This window comes from Citrobacter sp. RHBSTW-00017, from assembly GCF_013797615.1.
Lineage (GTDB): Bacteria > Pseudomonadota > Gammaproteobacteria > Enterobacterales > Enterobacteriaceae > Citrobacter > Citrobacter braakii.
Genome location: NZ_CP056899.1, coordinates 1,606,679 through 1,626,387, shown reverse-complemented (window position 1 = coordinate 1,626,387; position 19,709 = coordinate 1,606,679). Strand labels below are relative to the sequence as shown.

Below are 19,709 nucleotides of genomic sequence, written 5' to 3'. Positions count from 1 at the left end.
TTGGGGAGACAGGAAGTCTCCCCCGTATTGCATTTTGGTACAACAGTAAGGGAATAAAATGATTAATTACCTGACCGCTAAAGACGCAGCAGAATATCTTGGCGTCTGTCTGTCACGCTTCTATCAGTTAAAGCGATATATCCCCAGCTTTCCTCCCTATATAAATCAGACCATCAATGGACGCAAGCGCCGGGTGTGGCTTGCCTCCAGCCTTGATCAATTTGCCGACAGATTTCTGGGGGGACGAAAATGAGCACTCTGACACGTACTCAGGTCGCCGCAAATATACGCGATAGCCTACTAAGTGGCAGGAAGCTTACCCCAAAGGAGTTTGACGACATATTAAGGAAAGCCGGAAATCACGAACGTAGTCGCGTTTTAACGCTGTTACGCAACGATTGGGGAATTCCTGTTGAGCAGTTTAAAACAGGGGCGTATCACGTCACAGAACGCAATTTAGAAGCATACCACAGCGATAAAGACGAAACATTGAAGATCTGGAGGACGAACGCCAGATATGTAAAGACATTGCGTAAGGTAAACATAACGTTGTCGTTGTTGCGTGGGCTGGTGGGCAAAGTGCCTGAAGACACGCTTAGAACTGTTTACAAGGGTATTGAAACCAAATACCTGTGATTGACAAATCAGAAAGCCGACTTTGCGAGAGTCGGCTTTGAAGCAATTGAAATATATGAACTTTACACATGGAATTATACGATAAAGACGCGAGTCTATCCACAAAATCACAAGCCGTAATCAATCGCATCAATGGTCGCACATTAGCTTATGTGAAATCAGTTACGTACAAACGTAATGAATTAAAGGCGGAGAATAAACGCCAATCATCAAAGGCTAACCACTGCATACCACCAGCCTGGACAAAGAAGAAATGGCGTACAATGAGGCGAGTTTTGTTTACTCTGGATGTCGAATCAACTAGTGGTATCCCCTACTCCTTTACCTTCAGACCCGTTAAGGGAACAACGCCAGAGAAATTCAACAAAGCGTTAAAGGCACTTACCAGATGGTTGACTTCGAAAGGCAATCAGTGGGTTTACGTCATGGAGTGGGCTCGACACCAGTCAGAGCCGCATGTACACGCAATAATCATGATGAACGAAAGAAGCATTAATGGACAAACTGGCAAAATTATCAGCAAATGGGTAACACTGGCAAACAATGCAATCCCATCAAATGTTCCTCCCCAGTGGGATCTAGATTTGAAAGGTCAGCAATATTCAGAGCCTACAAAGTGTATAGGTAAACAGATTGATTACATGGCAAAGCCCGAAACTAAGTTAAATGACTTTAATAGAGAGGCGAGCAAGAGCCTATATGATTGGTCAGATGCCAACGTTTGGGGTTATTCGAATGGCTGGGCGCGGCATGAGATAAAAAAAGAAACACTTTCTATCACTGGCTTTCATGCTGTAAGACGCATACTAAAAGCCGTTCAGGCATCAAGGAAAGACAACTACAAAGCTAAGCGACAGATACAGCGTACATTGAAACGACAAGACATAAATCGCTCACCAATCACCCCGTTCCAAGCACCGTTAATTAGCAAACACGATTGGGATTTATCAGTGATAGCAGTCACCAAAGAGGCAAAGACAGAGCGCAGGGAGTTACTATCCTCACAGATAATAAACTCGAACAAAGTACAAACCCACCCGCTGTTAAGGATGTTAAGAAAAGCGCGAGTGAGAGCATCCAGAGCCAGAAGAGAAAGCGGAGGTTATGACCATTACTACTAGTAGTGACAGATCGTGACAAGGCAGTGCAAAAAACGACCAATAATAAGAGAGATATGCCTGCCAAACCGCCAAAAGCGCGGAGCGCGGCAAACGCCGCGAGAGGCGCAAGAAGGCGAACCTATCCATTGAAACGGTCAGAAGAGCGCATCGCGCTCGACGACCGAAGTCCCCACTAACACCGTCAACGAAAGATCAAAGTCTTAGAAAAAAATGACGTTTCTTTGATGGGCTTCCATCCGTAAAAATCAAATTTTGAGAAAAAGTACTTATAGAAATTAATCACTATGTAAGGATAAGTTGATGTTAGTAGTTACCGTTCAAATTTATCATTAATTACCTTAAAAAACAATGAGATAAAAACATATCGCAATCAAAGAAACACAGGGAAAGCCATCAACATAACATCAACTTTATAAGCGGTTTTTTCGGTGTTTTTTGGGTTGAACTCACTTAGAAATCCCAGCCATGGTTTAAACCGCATAGGAGAGATTTTCAGCGTCTTTTTGCGTAATTGCATCTGACTTAGTACCCCTTAACATTTTATTTGACCATCTCCAGCATAAATCCAATAATAATCCTCAGATCAGACTGCCGCTTATCTGACCTTCCGATACGTGCTGCGAGTTCAACTGATTCAATGCAACGGTATTCCTAATGCCCGTTTGCATATGGGCAGATAATCACCACGATTAGATCTGTGGAGACAAGACAAAGAATGAAAATTAGTTTCATTTATTGTTTTGTTAGGCATAACATGGTGTTAGGTAACATTGTTGAAATTTATCTATGTAAGGAACGCATGATGGTCGATTTTGGAAAATTAAGAGAAAATCAAAGAAAACCCGCACCTATAGAGCCGTTAGAGATTTTCAGAAGGCTTCCTAAACCGGCAGGTATGAACGATCTTTATTCAAGTCAGTCTGATGTGCTTGAAAAATGGTTTAATATTAGAAATCAAAAAGATATAATATTTAAGCTACACACGGGCGGGGGAAAAACTTTAGTCGGGCTTCTAATGGCTCAGTCTTCTTTGAACGAGAAGAAAGGCCCCGTGTTGTATCTTGCCCCTAACAAAAATCTTGTATCCCAGACCAGAGAAAAAGCCAAGGATATAGGGATACAGACTGTTAGTTATGTTCCCGGAGTAGCATTGCATGAGGATTTTATAAATGGCAAGGCTATAATGGTCGCAACATACAGTGCTTTATTCAATGGGAGAAGTAAGTTTGGAGTCCTTGGGGACGGAAAAGAGTTAATTGAAACAGGCACTATAATATTAGACGATGCTCACTCATCATTCTCTGTTTTAAGAGAGAGTTTTACTTTTGAAGTATCATCAAAAACCGATAGAATTATCTTTGAAGAGATAAGCTCTCTGTTTAGATCAGATTTTGTTGCCCTTGAAAAAGAAGGCACATTTGACTCAATAATGTCAGGTGAAAGCAATAGTATATTAGAGATTCCATATTGGGCTTGGAACCAAAGAAAAGAAGAAGTAAGGCAAATACTTCGAAATTTAACTGGAAATTCAATATCCTGGCCCCTTATAAGTGATTACCTTTCATACTGCCATGCAATATTAACGAAGAAAGGTTTTACCATTACACCAGTTCTACCTTTAATACATCTTTTCCCTTCCTTCCAAAATGCACAACGAAGAATCTATATGTCTGCGACTATAGCAGATGATAGTGAACTAGTTCGAAGCTTTAATATTTCAATTGACTCCCTAAAAAATCAATTAAAATCAAACTCCTTAGCAGGGATTAGCGAAAGGATGATATTAATACCTGAATTAATGCCATTCCAATTTAATATTGATGATACAATTAAAAAGGTAGTAAATTGGCTTTCAGAAAATAAGAAAAAGGTTTTAATATTAACACCATCAACTCTTCAATCAGAAAAATGGAGAGATGTATCAAAAATACCCAAAAATAATAGTGAAGTTGATACATTTATCAAAGAATTAATAAATGGAACCAGCGATACTCCATTAACTTTGATTAATAGATATGATGGCATTGATTTACCAGGAGAGGCATGTCGACTAGTTGTAATGGATGAGTTACCTAAAGGCACTTCAGATTACGACAATTTCAGAGCAATGGCTTTAGCCGGCGGTGCTGCTATAAATCAATTACTTGCCCAAAGAATCGAGCAAGGTATCGGTAGAGGGGCTAGAGGCAGTGGCGATTACTGTATTATTATTATGGCAGGTAAATCATTATCATCATGGATAGCGAGAGAAAGCAACTTTAGTCTGTTGACAAATGCAACTCGCGCGCAGATAGATATGGGAAATACTGTCAGCAGAGAAATATCATCATTAAAAGAATTAGCGGAAACGATGATAAAAAGCCTGAATCGTGATGAAGATTGGGTTGAATATCATGCAGAGACTTTAGCAGAAAGTGTCGATGAAACTTCTACAGATAATGCAAATTTAGAGCACTCACTGACTGAAAGGAAATCTATAGAATTATGGTTAAATGGTCACTCTGAGAAAGCAATTTCTAAGATAAGAGAATTTACAACTAATAAAGTAGTTGACCAAAAATCTAAAGGGTGGTTATTACAACTAGCAGCTAAAATAGCTCATCACTGGGGACAAGAAGAGTTATCTGCTGACTTACAAAAAGAAGCTTTTGCATATAATATTCACTTGCAACGACCTCAGGTTAAACCACCTTATATAAAAATGCATATTCCAGATGAGCAGAGCCAATCTATATCCGCTCTATTTGAAGGGTATAGGGCAAGGCTTGGCGTGTATAGAGAATTCGAAAGTAGCACTTCATTTTTACACGAAAACTCGTCATCCAATCAATTCGAAGAGTCTTTATGCAGTCTAGGAAAATATTTGGGCTTTAGCTCAGAAAGATTCGATAATAATGGAGATGGACCTGATGTTCTCTGGATTACCCATGATAAAACAGCCTATCTTATCGAAGCCAAGAGTGGTAAAAAGGAAAAAAACCCTCTAAATAAAACGGAACATGGTCAATTATTAGTCGCTGAACAGTGGTTCATTGCTAACTATGGTAAGGAGTATAATATTTTACGTATTTCCGTCCATCATGACTATAAGGCAACTCATAATGCTTACGCCGAAGACAGTTTTGTTCTCACAATGGCAAAGATAAAAGAGTTAAAAACTGACATTGCCAAAATAATTAAAGAAATCAGTCAAAGCCAACTTCAAAAAGATGAATTACCCAATTTAGCTTCTCAATTATTGATGACATCTAAAGTGCACATGAAAGTATTAGCTCAGAATTATCTTGATAACTTCAATAAAATTTAAAATTTTCATATCAGGAAGGATAGCTCCTTCCTGATATGTATAAATCAATAAATAAAAACACAGCCAAAATATTACTTACATGTTTTTTAATTTTTTGTTTTTAATTTATCACAAACACACTCATACTTTTAATCCCTTAATAGAGACCTGATATCTTTTGGGTAGATAAAATTATTTAGTACATTCATCGCTAAAACAGCCCTACCTTCTGCATGTGTTGCAGGAATTGGTCGAGTAAAATGCACATGAATAGTATATTGGATGCGAATACCCGTAACTCTTCTTATCCGACCATATAAGAGCACCGCAGAGGGGCATATTTATGGTTAATGCTATTCAAGACCGCCAATTTCGGTAACAATTTGCGGCTTATCCATCTCTAGGCAATCTGTAGGCAAACCCAGCATAGCCCCAGCATCACCGATAATGGCGTAGCCATCATATCCCCAGCTTTCCAGATCGAAATTGATTTCAGGGTAATCAGGGGATAGTGACAACCATTCACGCAGCTCTTTCAGTGTCTTTTCCATAATCAATAACTTCCTTGTTTTAGATTGGCTGACCACCAGCCACAGTCAATGATTATCCCATACTGGTACTATTTCTTCCAACTATCCCCCAATGAGAAGGTTTAACAAGAACCCGCAAGATAGCTGCAAGTGCAAGTGCTATCATCGATTTTGAGGCATAACGCAAAATTGCGTTATGCCTGATTAACAGTAAACCGTAACAACCAGTCATCATGCTTATCTCACTTGGGTATACCGTAATGACAAGGTGATAAAAAGTCTCAATAGGGTTTCCTAGGAACATTTTGACTACACAAAATACCTTTTGTATCATTTGCTCTTATATTCATAACCCTATTGAGACAATGCAATGAACGTTAGAATTTACTGCCGAGCATCAACTGAGGGACAACACGCTGATCGAGCACTTACCAGCCTACGTGAATTCTCAAATTCAAAAGGCTGGCAGATAGCTGGAGAGTACATCGAAAATGCTAGCGGAGCGAAGCTGGAACGCATTGAGCTTATGCGGCTATTGTCTGAAGCCCAACCCGGCGATCTGTTGCTAGTGGAAGCTATAGATCGTCTGAGTCGTCTGGAACATAGCGCATGGGTTGAACTGAAAGATACACTCAACCGAAAAGGGTTAATCATCGTATCAATGGATTTGCCAACGAGCTGGCAGATGGTCGAGATGGCAGGCAATGACCTAACCAGCGGCATCCTGAGAGCTGTAAATGCCATGTTGATAGATATCCTTGCCACAATGGCGCGACAGGATTACGAAACACGCCGTAAACGCCAACAGCAAGGCATAGAGCGGGCTAAAAGCGAAGGCATATACATTGGCAGGGAGAAAAATCAGGAAGCCCGAGAGATCGTTCAAGAGATGTTGGAGCAAGGAGTAAAACCTGAACTCATCATGAAGGCAGCAGGAATCAGCCGAGCGACTTACTACCGTATAAAAAGTGAGCTGTCAGTCGTAAAATCAGAATAACATTTGAAAGGTAGTCAGGCTTGTTTCATCAGCTAAAATCAGCTTTTCTGACCACAACGCCTGGGGGCACCCATTGGGGCACCCACCAAAATCGAAAACAAAATTAATTAGAATTCAAATTGTTAATTGATTTTTCGATTCCTGCAGGGGACACTTTTAATTTAATGCATCCGGCTAAATCCTTTCATTTACCTGTCAGTTCATCCCTGAGCCAGGCGATAAAACGGCACATTCCTCACCGTTGCAGTAAGATTGTCGGACACCATTGTCTGCTCAGTAGCTATCCGCATCCCTGATTTTCTCAGCCTCAGTACGTCAGCAGCAATACGTTGGCTGCCAAACCAGAAAAGCCCGTCCAAAGCAGTGACATCAAGGCCTGATTCCAGTGCCAGCTTCAGACGCTCACGCGGTGCTTTTACCGTTTTAGCAATTTGCTGATACGGCGCTTCGCTTGAACCTGCACGATTAATGCGTCGAATACGATGCGACAGGCGGTACTGAAATTCATCCGGTATCCCGCCGAGACTCGCTTTCAGGCTGTAAACACAACCAAAGCGTTTGCCGTTAAAGATTACGTTTTTCTGACTAAGCTGCAGCTCTTCACGAACACTGGCAATCAGTTGCGGGGTACGGAGTAATAACAAACGGAAAGGCAGCTCAAAGCTGGTCACATAGTCCACATTCAATAACGCAATACGCAGACGCTCTTGCGGACCCGCCTTCATTTCCCGACATTCAGCAATAACATCAGCCCACTGGCCAGCCAGACGGGAACTTTCAGTCGCCTCAGTAAAGCTGTATTTTTCAGTCTGATAATCAATACGTTCGGTCACTCGGAATTCCCTTCTGGTCACATCTCGGTATTGGTTGCTCACTTTACCAGCGACAGACTGCAACCGGAAGCCTGCGAGTATGGTCAGTGGAATGATAGAAACTTCTGCGGAAACGCTTCATTTTTTGATAAATCAATCATTAAAAATATATTTTGACTAAAATCAATTAACCAAAATTATGGTTATTGAAGTATAGCCATGATTAATCTTTAGCCAGTTTGTCAGGAATAAGTTCTCCATAAACAGGCTGATTAATACCGGTAATGAGAAACATTATCGGAAATGATTCATCACTCAGAAAAAAGGAATTTATTCATATGATCAGAATCAAGACCAGTATCGCTACTTTGACCCTTTGTACCTTACTGACAGCTCCCGCATGGGGAGACGCGCAATCGCCGATAAGGCTGGTGATCCATGGTGGTGCCGGTACCATTACAAAAGATACCATCACACCAGAACAGGAAAAGCAGTATACAGAAAAACTCACTGAAGCTCTGAATGCAGGTTATGCGGTTCTGAATAAAGGCGGTAGCAGCCTGGAAGCCGTTCAGAAAGCGATTAATGTGATGGAAGATTCTCCTCTCTTCAATGCAGGTAAAGGTGCCGTGTTTACCCACGATGGCCGCAATGAACTGGATGCGTCCATTATGGATGGGAAAACCCGAAAAGCCGGTGCCGTTGCCGGTGTAACCACGGTTAAAAACCCAATTAATGCGGCGTATGCCGTTATGACTCAAAGCCCGCACGTTCTCATGGTCTCGACAGGCGCGGATACCTTTGCAAAAGAACAGGGACTCGCAACCGTTGATCCTGCTTATTTCAAAACAGATTTTCGCTGGCAGCAATTACAGAATGCAATCAAAAAAGAAAAAGTGCTCCTTGATCACGATGGAAAGAGCGCTGCCCTGTTCGCTGATCCAATGATGTATGACTATAAATATGGCACTGTCGGCGCTGTTGCTCTGGATAAAGACGGTAATCTCGCTGCCGGAACGTCTACAGGCGGAATGACCAACAAACGTTACGGACGTGTGGGGGATTCACCTATCATTGGCGCAGGAAATTATGCCGACAATGAAACCGTGGCGGTATCCGCAACCGGCTCAGGAGAAATGTTTATCCGCACGCTGACCGCGTATAACATTGCAGCCCAGGTGAAATACCGCAATACCCCTTTAAAAGACGCAGCGCAGAATGCTCTGGATGAAGTTAAGGCGCTGAATGGCAGCGGTGGAGTAATTGTGCTTGATAAAGCCGGTAATTACACCATGTCCTTCAACTCTGAAGGTATGTACCGGGGAACCATAGGCGATGACGGAAAACCCGTTGTAGCCATTTATCGTTAATACTATTTCCCCGCCAGGGGATGAACCGACCCGGTATGTTGTCCGGGTCGGTTAAACGGCGTCAGGTCAGACAACAAAACGATTGACCAGATCCTTCATGGTGACTGACAGATTGTCCAGGCGCTGGCTGTCGCTCGCGGCCTGAGAAACCAACGCCGCGTTTTGCTGCGTAACCTGCTCCATAGGTCGCAGTGCCAGGTTAATCTGAGTTACCCCTTGCGATTGTTCCGTCGCTACACGAGCGATATCCGCAATATATTGCTTCATGCTGGTGGTATTGTCCGCCGCAGCTTCTAGCGCGGTAGCGGACGCCGTAACCCGCTCAACACCCTCACTAATTTTTACCATATTCTGCGCGACCAGCTCGCGGATCTGATTAGCTTCTTTGGCACAACGCTGCGAAAGATTCCGCACTTCACTGGCGACAACCGCAAACCCCCTGCCCATCTCTCCGGCCCGTGCAGCTTCCACTGCCGCATTCAGCGCCAGCAAGTTAGTCTGAAACGAAATATCGTCTATCGAGGTCACAATATTCGAGATTTTCTCACTGGAAGAGCGAATATCCCCCATGCTTTGATTTGCCGCACTGGCGACGTTACTGGCCTGGCGGACCTCTTTTTCCAGCCTTATTGTCAGATGCTCCGCTTCGCGGGCATTGTCCGCCGTTTGCGTAATCGTCGTGGAGAGCTGTTCCATACTGGCCACCGCTTGTACTATTGATGCTGCCTGTTCATCCGTGCGTTGGGCCAGGTCCTGATTACCCGCCGTAATACTGCTGCTGGCATCGGATAAAACCACGGAGCCTTGTTTAATCTCCTGGACGATATGCTGAATACTTTCCAGCATCGTGTTATAGGCGCGATTAAGTGAGGAAAGCTCATCTTTCCCCGGGGTCGCCAGTCGTTGAGTCAGATCGCCGTTCATACCCGCAATCTTGCGGAGCGTGTCGCTAAATTGACGATGCATATTGATAGCGATTGCCCCTGCGAACGCCAATGATGCCAGGAGCGCTAACAAGCTGACAATCATATATATCTGCCAGTTTTTTCGTGCATCCTGCGCGAGTTTTTCCGCATTCGCTAACAGAAGATTCGCCGTCACATCTTCTATCTGCCGCATCACTTCAATACGCTGGGTTTGAACCTTGAACCAGACAGTAGGATCGACATCAAATCCACCGTTCGCGGCATGACTAAACGCGGTTTCGCGTAATGAGAGGGCTTTTGACGCTTCTGTGGACTGTAAGCGGCTTTCCAGCATGGCCGCCTGTTCCGGTGGGCTCAGACGCAACGATTGTGCCAGCCAGACGTTCTGTTTACTGACGACATCACTGAGTTGATGTAACTGCCCCTCGGCGAAATGACCGGAGGAAAAGATATTTGACAGCAGCGCGCGTTCAATACCTGCTTGTTCTTTCAAATTCAGCAAGTTGTAGTAGGCGGCGAATGCGTTCGCCATCTCGCCTGAATCCGTCAACTGTCCCAACCTGCCCACAAAACTCAGCACATCAGCAATGACATTAGTATAAAACTTAACGACATCTGAGGCCGGAAGCCCCAATCGCGTGACGTTTTCCCGGATGGTGGCAAGCGACAGAATGTTTTTCTTAAACGTGGTGACAGAATTGGCGGCATCCCCTTCTGGTAATGCAGTATCGGACAGTGAACGCACAAAGACCTCGATCTCGCGATCGGTTAAAGCCCGCTGTGCGGTTAACTCATCTTTGAACGTCTTCCCTTCAGCCCCCAGAAATCCGACGCTCATTCCCCGTTCTTTTTGCAGCTCATGCACCACATTTCCGGCACTACGCGCGAGCGCTGTCAGTTGAGCAATATTCTCCATCTGCCGTTCTGTCTCAATGCGCGTCAATATTCCTGAACCAGCAAACCAACATAACGCCAATAATAGTGGTTGTAGCGCGATTATTAACTTCATTTTCATCGGCATTCGATAAACCCACCACATGCCACTTTCCTCCATTGTCCATATTTTCATTATGGTTATCGGCGCAATGAGGCTGCACTTTAAATTTGATCAAGAGACAACTGATTGTTTTTTAGATTAAATACCTGCCAAAATAACTCTATTTGATTACGACAATCAGGATAAATCACTGGAATATTTATATTTATGATATCTATTCTCAAGTTAGTTAAATCATTCAGCATATTATTTCTTATTAAAAAACGGGTTAACTATCAACACGATTCGGAAAGGGAGTAAGACACAGAACGGTGACGCCTACTGGAGATAACCGTCGTGGCACGGCCATTTTCTGGCATCCCGCCGAACGTTAAGGTTATAATCCTGACAACGATTTTATTGGATTAGAAGCGACGATGACAAAACTTACCCTACAAGAACAGATGCTTAAGGCAGGTCTGGTCAGCAGCAAAAAAGTGGCCAAAGTGCAAAGAACGGCGAAGAAATCGCGCGTTCAGGCTCGCGAAGCCAGAGAAGCGGTTGAAGAGAATAAAAAAGCGCAAATTGAGCGCGACAAGCAGCTCAGCGAACAGCAGAAACAGGCCGCGCTGTCTAAAGAATATAAAGCCCAGATCAAGCAACTGATTGAAATGAATAAAATCACCATTACCCGTGGCGATATTGGTTACAACTTTACTGATAATAACCTGATCAAAAAAGTCTATGTTGATAAGGTGACTCAGTCTCAGCTGATCAAGGGCCGTCTGGCCATTGCCCGACTGACGGCTGAAAGCGGCAACGATAGCGAATACGCCATTATCCCGGCTGTCGTCGCCGACAAGATTGCGCAGCGCGATGCAAGTTATATTGTTTTAAATTGCGAGCTGAGCCAGGAAGCGAAGGACGAAGACGATCCGTATGCTGATTTTGTCATCCCTGATGATTTGATGTGGTAAGAAAAACAACCAGATAATCACCCGGACTTCCGTTGCCTATTTCGGTGAACGCCAACGCCGCCACCGAAATACTCTCGACGTCCCTTCACCCCCAATCCTGGCGACTAAAACTTATAGTGTTCTTTGCTCAGCCCGTATTTTCTCATGCGTAAATACAATTTTTTACGCGGGATTTGTAAATACTCCGCCACTTCATTAATGCGCCCCTGATGAATATTTAGCGCTTCAGTAATGATCTGTCGCTCGTACTCTTCAACCCGCCGATCGAGCGGTGTTGGTTCAGGCAGATGCAGCTGCGGATTCGCGGTTTCAGCCAGCGGGAGTAGCCCAACGGCAAAAAGCTCGGCGGCATTCGCCAGTTCTCGAACATTACTTAACCACACGCGACGCCGCATGCCTTTCAGTAACTCCCCTTCAACCTCGGGCACGGGATGGTTCAGGCGCAGACAGGCTTTCTGCAGGTAATGACGAAACAGCGGCTCAATATCATCCGGACGCTGTGACAGCGGCTGACAACCGATTTGCGTCATCGCAAAACAGTAGTAGAGTTCGGCCACAATCTGGTTGGTTGCCGCCAGTTCCACTAACGATGTGTCACCAATGCCTATCAGACGAAACGGACGCCGCTCCTGGCTTTGCAGATGCACCAGATGGTGCTGCTGTTCACGTGTCAGGCACTCAAGATGGCTCAGGACCAGCGTTCCTCCTTGCGCCTGTGCAATAAGGTCATTGAGTAGTCCCGCGTTCCTGGGCGTTAGTTCACCGCGGATAAACGGCCCATCAGCGCTGCGCCCAAGCTGATGCAAATACCGGGCTCCGGTCATACGTCCCGTTCCCGGCTCGCCATAAAACCAGACGGCAATATCCGTTTCCGCCAGGTGTTGCAGACGTTGACGATACTGATTGACCCAGTCACTGTAGCCGAGCAGTTCAACCTGAAGCTTTTGCTGGCAATAATGGCGACGGGCAATCACGGATTGTCTCTGACGCAGCGCATCCTCTACCAGCGACAGCAGTTTGCCGGGGTCGACCGGTTTTTGCAGAAAGTCCCATGCGCCTTTCTTTACTGCCTCCACCGCCATCGGGACATCGCCATGCCCGGTGATAAGCAGGATTGGCAACTGATTATCATCCTGATGAAACAACGTCATCAGGTCTATTCCATTGCAGCCAGGCATACACACATCGCTCAGAACAATCCCCGGCCAGTCGGCTTGCAGCCAGTTTCGGGCATCAAAAGGGTTATTGCATGCATAGACACGGTACCCCTCTTGTTCAAGCAACAGAGTGTAAGCGTCGAGAACATCGGCATCATCATCAATCAGCAGAACAGAATAGTCATCACACAACATCGTTTACATCCGTCAGATTAAATTGCAGAACGACGCAGGCATTACGCCCCGGTGTCGACGCCAGGCGCAGCTCGCCGTTCATTTGCCCCATTAACGATACACAAATCGATAAGCCAATACCGAGCCCCACATCCTTACTGGTGGTAAACGGCTTTAATAGTGATGGCAATAACGCCTCCGGCCAGCCGGGGCCGTTATCGCAGACAAAGACGCACAATCGGCTGCCCTCAGCCTGCCAGTGAACCTCTATTTGCGCGCCAGTCGGACTGGCATCCAGCGCATTTGCCAGTACGTTTACCAGCACCTGCTGAATACGCACTTCATCACCTGTCACCCATACACTCTGGGCTGGAAGCGTCAGCGTACCCTGCTGAGGCTTATGCCGCATGGCCAACAGTTCCCAGGCGGCGCTGAATGTTTGTCGCAGATCGACCGGATGCAAAGGCGCGCCCGGCTCGGCCCGACGTGCAAACTGACGCAGCGAACGGATAATGGCATCAATACGGATAATCAGCCCCTCCGCTTTGGTTAACGTACTTCTGGCCTGAGCGGATTGTCCTTGTTCAATTGCCCTTCCCGCCGTAAACAGGTACATCGACAGCGCATTCAGCGGTTGGTTAATCTCGTGCGCCAGCGTGGTCATGGTCTGTCCAACCACTGCCAGTTTTGCCGTCTGGATCAGTTCATCCTGCGTTGCCCGGAGATCGGATTCTATCTCCTTGCGCTCTGTCACTTCCTGCTCCAGCTGATTTTTTTGCGCACTCAACTGGCCCAGAGTATGGCGCAGCAATCCTGCGATGCGCCCGAGCTCATCGCGCCCATAAACCGGGATGGTGGCATCCGTTCTGCCAAGACCAATTTGCACCACGGCCTGGTTGAGTGCGGTAAAACGCTTCACCAGACGCGAACGAATAAAGTAATGGTTGAGCCCCCAGGCGAGAAGTAGCGCCAGCAGCGTCGCCAGCAGAATAAGTCCACCGCTGACGCGAACAATTTGTTCCAGCCGCTGGTTAAACATCTGCATTTGCTGATGGCTACTCCCCAACTGCGCCTCAAGCAGTGTTCGAAAGCGCCCGAGCGTTGCCTCTCTGGCATGGTTAGCATCAACGAGCGCTTTTTGCGCGGCGACATAATCGCGCATGGTATCGGGCATTTTATTTTTCATCATCCCGATTTCCAGTAACTCATCAATGGTTTGCCGCAGGGTGATAGTACTGGGCCAGTCATCGAGGGTACGGATATTTTCATCCGCCGTTTTCTTCAGGTTCTCCAGATAGCGGATATGATTCTCCACCAGCATTCCGTCGTCGCTACCCGACTTCAGTTCATTGAGCCTGTCGCGTAAATCATCCACGATCTGATTTTCAATTCTTGCCAGGGTGTAAACCTGCTGCTGCTCGTTTTGTACCTCTCTGGCACGTTTGAGATACTGCGCTGCATCGCCGTTTTTGGCCTCAATTTGATCCAGCAACGTCCCCTGCTGCCAGGTAAAATCCTGCACCAGCGAATTCAGCTCAGTAGTAAAATCATCATGTAGCCAGTCGATGCGCGCGGAGAGTTCACTCACCTTTTCGCGCACGAGGAACATGTTGTAGAGCACCCGGTCCAGCTCCGCCATCAGCGCCCGACTGTCTTGCAAAATCACCGCCAACTGCTGTTGTTCTGCCGATTGTAATCCCCGGCTCAGCACCTCAATTTTGTCCAGATGAGAAATAATTTGATTGCGCAGTTGCAGCCTCACCGTGGTGTTGGGGGCCAACAGGAATTCATTAAGCTGATCCACAACCAGGTTGAGATTTCCTTCTATCAAAAAAGCGGAATGTACGCGCGGGAAGTAATCATCAAGTGAATAGCGTATCTGCGAGCTCTGCTCATGCCAGGAGTACAAACTGACGCAGCTTACGCTCAACGTCAGTAATGCGCCCGTCAGAAACGCTCCCCGCAGGCTGCTGCTGATGCTGAGCTGGCGCAGGCGTTGCAGTATCGAACCACCTTTCATTTTAACTCTTCCAGTTTGGATATCGCCTGACGCTGATTTTTAAGAAACCAGAGCTGCCACTCCATCATCTGCTGTTCGGCTACGCTTTTATTCTCAAATTGCGCAAGCCAGGCCTCATCCTCACTACTTCTGGCGTCTATCGGGACGCTGGTCAGTAATGCTCTGATTTCGGGTAGCGGGCGTTTCAGGCGCGCTTCCGCACTGTATAGCGCCCGCCAGGCATCTTTCAGCTGCGCGAGTCGAAAACTGATGGCGGTATCAAACATCCGCTGCACCAACTGTTGCCGCTTAAGGATCAGCCGATAATTAAGCGCGGGCTGGCTCATCAAAATAGCCTGCTGAGCGGCGCGTGGGTTATCAGGCGCGAGCTGCGTGACCGGATATTTCCCCGTGTTCGCATCCGCAAGGATCCGCTGTCCTTCCGGGCTTAACAGATAGCGGATAAAGCGACGCGCTTCGTTGGGGTGCTGGCTATTCTTGAGTACGGCAACATAGGTGGGTGACACCGCCGAGCGAGGGAAATAGGTAAAAGTAAGGTGCGGATCGTTAAGCAACAGGTTGGCATAGTTATCAATAACCGGCCCCGCCACGCCCAGACCGCTCTTAATTTTGTCGGCCACGCCAAAACTGCGTGATGAAATCGTTACCAGATTACCGGCGCTGGCCAACAGCGTCGCCCAGCCCTCTTCCCACCCTTTCTGTTGCAGCAGCGACTCAACCATCAGGTGGTTGGTATCGGAACGCGACGGGCTACTCATCAACAGCGCGTTCTGATATTTAGGCTGCGTTAAATCCCCCCAGTCGGCAGGCGGCGGAAGATGCCGCGCCGCCAGCGCAGAACGATTAATCAACAGGCCAAACCCTGATATCGCCACAGCCACGGAGGTCGAGCGAATCGAGTCTGGCACCAGCCGCTGGCTTTCAGGCAGCGCATTATCGAAAGGTGCCAGCTTCTGGTGCTCCTGAAGATGCTGCAACAGCATGGGTGATGAGGTCAAAATCAGATCGACGTTTTCCGCATTCGCAGTATCCAGCAACTGTTCCAGCGAACCGCTGGTCCGGTTTAACGTGCGAATCATCACTGACCCTGGCTCCGTCTGCCAGCGCTGGATAATCCAGGCCGTGGCCCCTGGGGAAAAGGTGGTCGCCATCACCAGCTCTTTACCCAGGACCTGGCAGCTCGCCGACAGCGACATAAAACAGAGCAAGAATGCCCAAAAACGCCCCCGGCCCAACAGTCTGTTTGTGATCCCGTTCATAAATACCAACATGTACAAAAAATAATATTGAGACAAAACTTACCCGTTTATCACCGCTGGGGGGAAGAATAAGGTTATTCGTAGAATAACCAAACGGAAAGTGACGACATCAGTAAAGAATACCCGAAAATACAGCCTGAATTTGTTAATACCCGCACACGCCGATGATAAAAATGCCCGTGAAAGAATAGAATTGAAAATCCATTATTAAAAAAGAGTCAAAATCTGCCACGCCGCCCGCAAATTGAGTCAATAGTGACACATTTCATCAACTTGAGTTTCTTTGCCGTCTATTTCACTCTTCACTGCGAAAAATCCTGATATTCACATCAATAAAAAATTAGGTGATGATATGTTATCAATATTTAAGGCAGGACCAGCGGCGAATAAAGTCCCGGCGGAGAAAGTCCAGGCAACTTATGGCCGCTACCGCATTCAGGCATTACTCAGCGTATTTCTTGGCTATCTTGCGTACTATATTGTGCGCAATAACTTCACGCTCTCGACTCCATACCTGAAGGAGCATCTGGATCTCAGCGCTACGCAGATTGGTTTACTCAGCAGCTGCATGCTTATTGCCTATGGGATCAGTAAAGGCATTATGAGCAGTCTGGCAGACAAGGCCAGCCCGAAAGTCTTCATGGCATGCGGCCTGATCCTGTGCGCTATCGTCAACGTAGGCCTGGGGTTCAGTACCGGATTCTGGATATTTGCCGCGCTGGTCGTTTTCAACGGTTTGTTTCAGGGGATGGGCGTTGGCCCTTCATTTATTACCATCGCTAACTGGTTTCCACGTAAAGAACGTGGACGCGTTGGCGCATTCTGGAATATCTCACACAACGTTGGCGGTGGTATTGTCGCCCCGATTGTTGGCGCCGCGTTTGCCATTTTGGGGAGCGAACACTGGCAAAGCGCCAGCTATATTGTTCCGGCCTGTGTTGCCGTACTGTTTGCTTTTATTGTGCTGATGCTAGGGAAAGGTTCACCACGCCAGGAGGGTTTACCGGCTCTGGAACAAATGATGCCGGAAGAAAAAGTCGTATTAAATTCCCGACACGCTGTCCAGGCGCCAGAAAATATGAGTGCCTTCCAGATCTTCTGCACCTATGTATTGCGTAATAAAAATGCCTGGTATGTTTCACTGGTAGACGTTTTTGTCTATATGGTGCGTTTTGGTATGATTAGCTGGCTGCCAATTTATTTATTAACCGAAAAACATTTCTCGAAAGAGCAAATGAGCATAGCTTTTCTGTTTTTCGAATGGGCGGCAATTCCTTCCACATTACTGGCGGGTTGGCTCACCGATAAACTGTTTAAAGGCCGTCGCATGCCGCTGGCCATGATCTGTATGGCGCTGATTTTCGTCTGCCTGATCGGTTACTGGAAAAGTGAATCGCTGCTGATGGTCACTATTTTTGCCGCCATCGTGGGTTGCCTGATTTATGTTCCGCAGTTCCTGGCCTCCGTTCAGACCATGGAAATCGTCCCCAGCTTCGCAGTAGGTTCTGCGGTAGGGTTACGCGGATTCATGAGCTACATTTTTGGCGCATCGCTGGGAACCAGCCTGTTTGGCGTGATGGTCGATAAAATGGGATGGCATGGCGGCTTCTATCTGTTGATGGGCGGGATTGTCTGCTGCATCCTGTTCTGCTACCTCTCCCATCGCGGCGCGCTGGAACTCGAACAACAACGGAAAAACGCTCAGCAAGAGGAAGCGTCACTCCAGTTGGCTGATGCCCGGTAACCGATTTGAGTCTCGCAAAAAGTGCCAGCGATGCTGGCACTTCAATACATTCAGATAAAGAATAAATAGCTCAACGTGATAATTTATTGCTTACCGTAACCTACCATAAAGCGGATGATCAAACCGCATGCTGGGGCAAGAAAAAGGAATAATCCGGTAACCATCTCGTTACCATTGGTCAACTGCATAGTAAAAACGTAAATTAATGCCGTGAGTATGGCCATGCCGATAAAAGCACTTATTGACGCCGCAGTCCCCATAACCTGCCAGATATAGCAACTGACGCTCAGAATGCTCAACGCGAGAAAGATCCAAAAATAGAACATAGCGATACCTCCTGTTTGCCGTAAAAATTTACGTAAGTCCTTACACTCCCTTGAGTTTATATTCTAAGACAATTCCCAATAGTTCGCAATTTAAGCAACATTTTCGTTACAATAATCACTCAATCGCTGACTAATAATTTATTCGACTGCCGTTTATTTAATCGTCATAAAAACAACGCATTATATATCGACTCATTTTTGACCTTAATCGCCGTAAAAACATTTACGCATCTTGAGTAATTATTTCTGGCTGACATTAATATTCGGGTGTACATTGAGCGTCCGATCATTCATGCCCCTTCCTGGTTTTGTCCTGACTCAGTTTTACACTCTTTACAGGAACCAATGTCGTTCATGGCGGCCTAACGATCAGTACAGACTGTAAAGCGGCAGACTAAAGAATCTTCGCGATACACCTATTTCGTATCAACAACAGGTGATTATGTTCCCCCAATGTAAATTTTCACGCGCGTTTTTGCATCCGCGCTACTGGCTCACATGGTTTGGCGTCGGTGTGCTCTGGTTACTGGTACAACTTCCCTATCCGGTATTGTGTTTTCTTGGTACCCGTACAGGAACGCTGGCTCGTCCATTTTTAAAGCGCCGTGAATCTATTGCTCATAAAAATCTCGAACTCTGTTTCCCAAATCTGTCGCAAGAAGAAAGAGACAAACTGGTCGATGAGAACTTCCGTTCACTCGGCATGGCGCTGCTTGAAACGGGTATGGCCTGGTTCTGGCCGGATCGCCGGGTACGCAAATGGTTTGATGTAGAAGGGCTGGACAACCTGAAACGCGCACAGATGCAAAACCGTGGCGTGATGGTGGTAGGCGTACACTTTATGTCACTCGAATTGGGTGGTCGCGTAATGGGACTTTGCCAACCGATGATGGCAACCTATCGCCCGCACAACAATAAGTTGATGGAGTGGATCCAAACCCGCGGTCGTATGCGCTCCAACAAGGCCATGATCGGCAGAAATAATCTGCGCGGTATTGTCGGCGCCCTGAAAAAAGGGGAAGCGGTATGGTTTGCCCCCGATCAGGACTACGGTCGTAAAGGGAGTTCATTCGCCCCCTTCTTCGCAGTCAAAAACGTCGCGACCACCAACGGTACTTACGTGCTGTCACGGTTATCGGGCGCAGCGATGCTGACCGTAACCATGGTGAGAAAAGCAGATAACTCCGGTTACCGCCTGTTCATCACGCCAGAAATGGAAGGTTATCCAACAGATGAAAGCCAGGCAGCGGCGTATATGAACAAAATTATCGAAAAAGAGATCATGCGCGCGCCCGAGCAGTATCTCTGGATCCACCGTCGCTTCAAAACTCGCCCGATGGGTGAAGCCTCGTTATATATCTAAAAAGAAAGGCCGAAAGGCCTTTCTTTTTTTCTGCG

16 protein-coding genes are annotated in these 19,709 nt (G+C 46.5%); 9 read left to right on the top strand and 7 right to left on the bottom strand.

Annotated features, from left to right (window positions below; translation table 11 throughout):
- The first annotated feature begins 58 nt into the window (after nt 1–58).
- From HV037_RS07815 to HV037_RS07800, 4 genes are all read left to right on the top strand, one after another.
- Nucleotides 59–253, top strand: coding sequence for a hypothetical protein (locus HV037_RS07815; protein ID WP_000611586.1), 195 nt, complete (start codon nt 59–61; stop codon nt 251–253).
- Nucleotides 250–636, top strand: coding sequence for a hypothetical protein (locus HV037_RS07810; RefSeq protein ID WP_048337197.1), 387 nt, complete (start codon nt 250–252; stop codon nt 634–636). The genes HV037_RS07815 and HV037_RS07810 overlap by 4 nt, the downstream gene beginning before the upstream one ends.
- Nucleotides 637–1,109: 473 nt before the next feature.
- Nucleotides 1,110–1,757: a replication protein gene (locus tag HV037_RS07805; protein WP_146053244.1), complete on the top strand. Its 648-nt coding sequence runs from the start codon at nt 1,110–1,112 to the stop codon at nt 1,755–1,757.
- A gap of 715 nt (nt 1,758–2,472) precedes the next feature.
- Nucleotides 2,473–5,064 carry a DEAD/DEAH box helicase family protein gene (locus HV037_RS07800; protein ID WP_249414964.1) on the top strand — a complete coding sequence of 864 codons (2,592 nt, stop codon included), beginning with the start codon at nt 2,473–2,475 and terminating at the stop codon, nt 5,062–5,064.
- Between the two features lie 332 nt (nt 5,065–5,396).
- Here the strand turns inward: HV037_RS07800 and HV037_RS07795 are convergent, their stop codons facing one another.
- Entirely contained in the window at nt 5,397–5,594 is a 198-nt protein-coding gene (locus tag HV037_RS07795; protein ID WP_103284078.1) for a hypothetical protein, read from the bottom strand.
- Between the two features lie 349 nt (nt 5,595–5,943).
- Here HV037_RS07795 and HV037_RS07790 point away from each other — a divergent pair, with 349 nt between their 5' ends.
- Nucleotides 5,944–6,570, top strand: coding sequence for a recombinase family protein (locus HV037_RS07790; RefSeq protein WP_103284079.1), 627 nt, complete (start codon nt 5,944–5,946; stop codon nt 6,568–6,570).
- 200 nt (nt 6,571–6,770) lie between these two features.
- Here the strand turns inward: HV037_RS07790 and HV037_RS07785 are convergent, their stop codons facing one another.
- Nucleotides 6,771–7,403: a DNA-binding protein gene (locus tag HV037_RS07785; protein WP_019077318.1), complete on the bottom strand. Its 633-nt coding sequence runs from the start codon at nt 7,401–7,403 to the stop codon at nt 6,771–6,773.
- 317 nt (nt 7,404–7,720) lie between these two features.
- Here HV037_RS07785 and HV037_RS07780 point away from each other — a divergent pair, with 317 nt between their 5' ends.
- Complete coding sequence (locus HV037_RS07780) at nt 7,721–8,752, top strand: isoaspartyl peptidase/L-asparaginase (RefSeq protein WP_019077319.1); 1,032 nt, start codon at nt 7,721–7,723, stop codon at nt 8,750–8,752.
- 66 nt (nt 8,753–8,818) lie between these two features.
- Here the strand turns inward: HV037_RS07780 and HV037_RS07775 are convergent, their stop codons facing one another.
- Nucleotides 8,819–10,717, bottom strand: a complete 1,899-nt coding sequence (locus HV037_RS07775) for a methyl-accepting chemotaxis protein (protein ID WP_016153885.1) — start codon at nt 10,715–10,717, stop codon at nt 8,819–8,821.
- 374 nt (nt 10,718–11,091) lie between these two features.
- On the opposite strand from HV037_RS07775, the gene HV037_RS07770 reads away from it, so the two are divergent.
- Nucleotides 11,092–11,631, top strand: a complete 540-nt coding sequence (locus tag HV037_RS07770) for a DUF2058 domain-containing protein (protein WP_016157066.1) — start codon at nt 11,092–11,094, stop codon at nt 11,629–11,631.
- A 104-nt stretch (nt 11,632–11,735) separates the two neighbouring features.
- On the opposite strand, the gene pgtA is transcribed toward HV037_RS07770, so the two are convergent.
- From pgtA to pgtC, 3 genes are read right to left on the bottom strand one after another with little or no spacing between them, the layout of a single operon-like run.
- Nucleotides 11,736–12,983 carry a two-component system response regulator PgtA gene (gene pgtA / locus HV037_RS07765; protein ID WP_103284080.1) on the bottom strand — a complete coding sequence of 416 codons (1,248 nt, stop codon included), beginning with the start codon at nt 12,981–12,983 and terminating at the stop codon, nt 11,736–11,738.
- Complete coding sequence (gene pgtB / locus HV037_RS07760) at nt 12,973–14,967, bottom strand: two-component system sensor histidine kinase PgtB (RefSeq protein ID WP_172452809.1); 1,995 nt, start codon at nt 14,965–14,967, stop codon at nt 12,973–12,975. The genes pgtA and pgtB overlap by 11 nt, the downstream gene beginning before the upstream one ends.
- Nucleotides 14,968–14,978: 11 nt before the next feature.
- Entirely contained in the window at nt 14,979–16,178 is a 1,200-nt protein-coding gene (gene pgtC / locus HV037_RS07755) for a phosphoglycerate transport regulator PgtC (RefSeq protein ID WP_019077323.1), read from the bottom strand.
- Between the two features lie 415 nt (nt 16,179–16,593).
- Between pgtC and pgtP the strand changes: the two genes are divergently transcribed.
- Nucleotides 16,594–17,985, top strand: a complete 1,392-nt coding sequence (gene pgtP, locus HV037_RS07750) for a phosphoglycerate transporter PgtP (protein ID WP_016153890.1) — start codon at nt 16,594–16,596, stop codon at nt 17,983–17,985.
- Between the two features lie 83 nt (nt 17,986–18,068).
- Here pgtP and HV037_RS07745 read toward each other — a convergent pair whose 3' ends face one another.
- On the bottom strand, nt 18,069–18,311 hold the full coding sequence (locus HV037_RS07745) for a DUF2545 family protein (RefSeq protein ID WP_019077325.1): 243 nt from the start codon (nt 18,309–18,311) through the stop codon (nt 18,069–18,071).
- A gap of 442 nt (nt 18,312–18,753) precedes the next feature.
- On the opposite strand from HV037_RS07745, the gene lpxP reads away from it, so the two are divergent.
- Complete coding sequence (lpxP, locus tag HV037_RS07740) at nt 18,754–19,674, top strand: kdo(2)-lipid IV(A) palmitoleoyltransferase (protein WP_016157070.1); 921 nt, start codon at nt 18,754–18,756, stop codon at nt 19,672–19,674.
- The last annotated feature ends 35 nt before the right edge of the window (nt 19,675–19,709 follow it).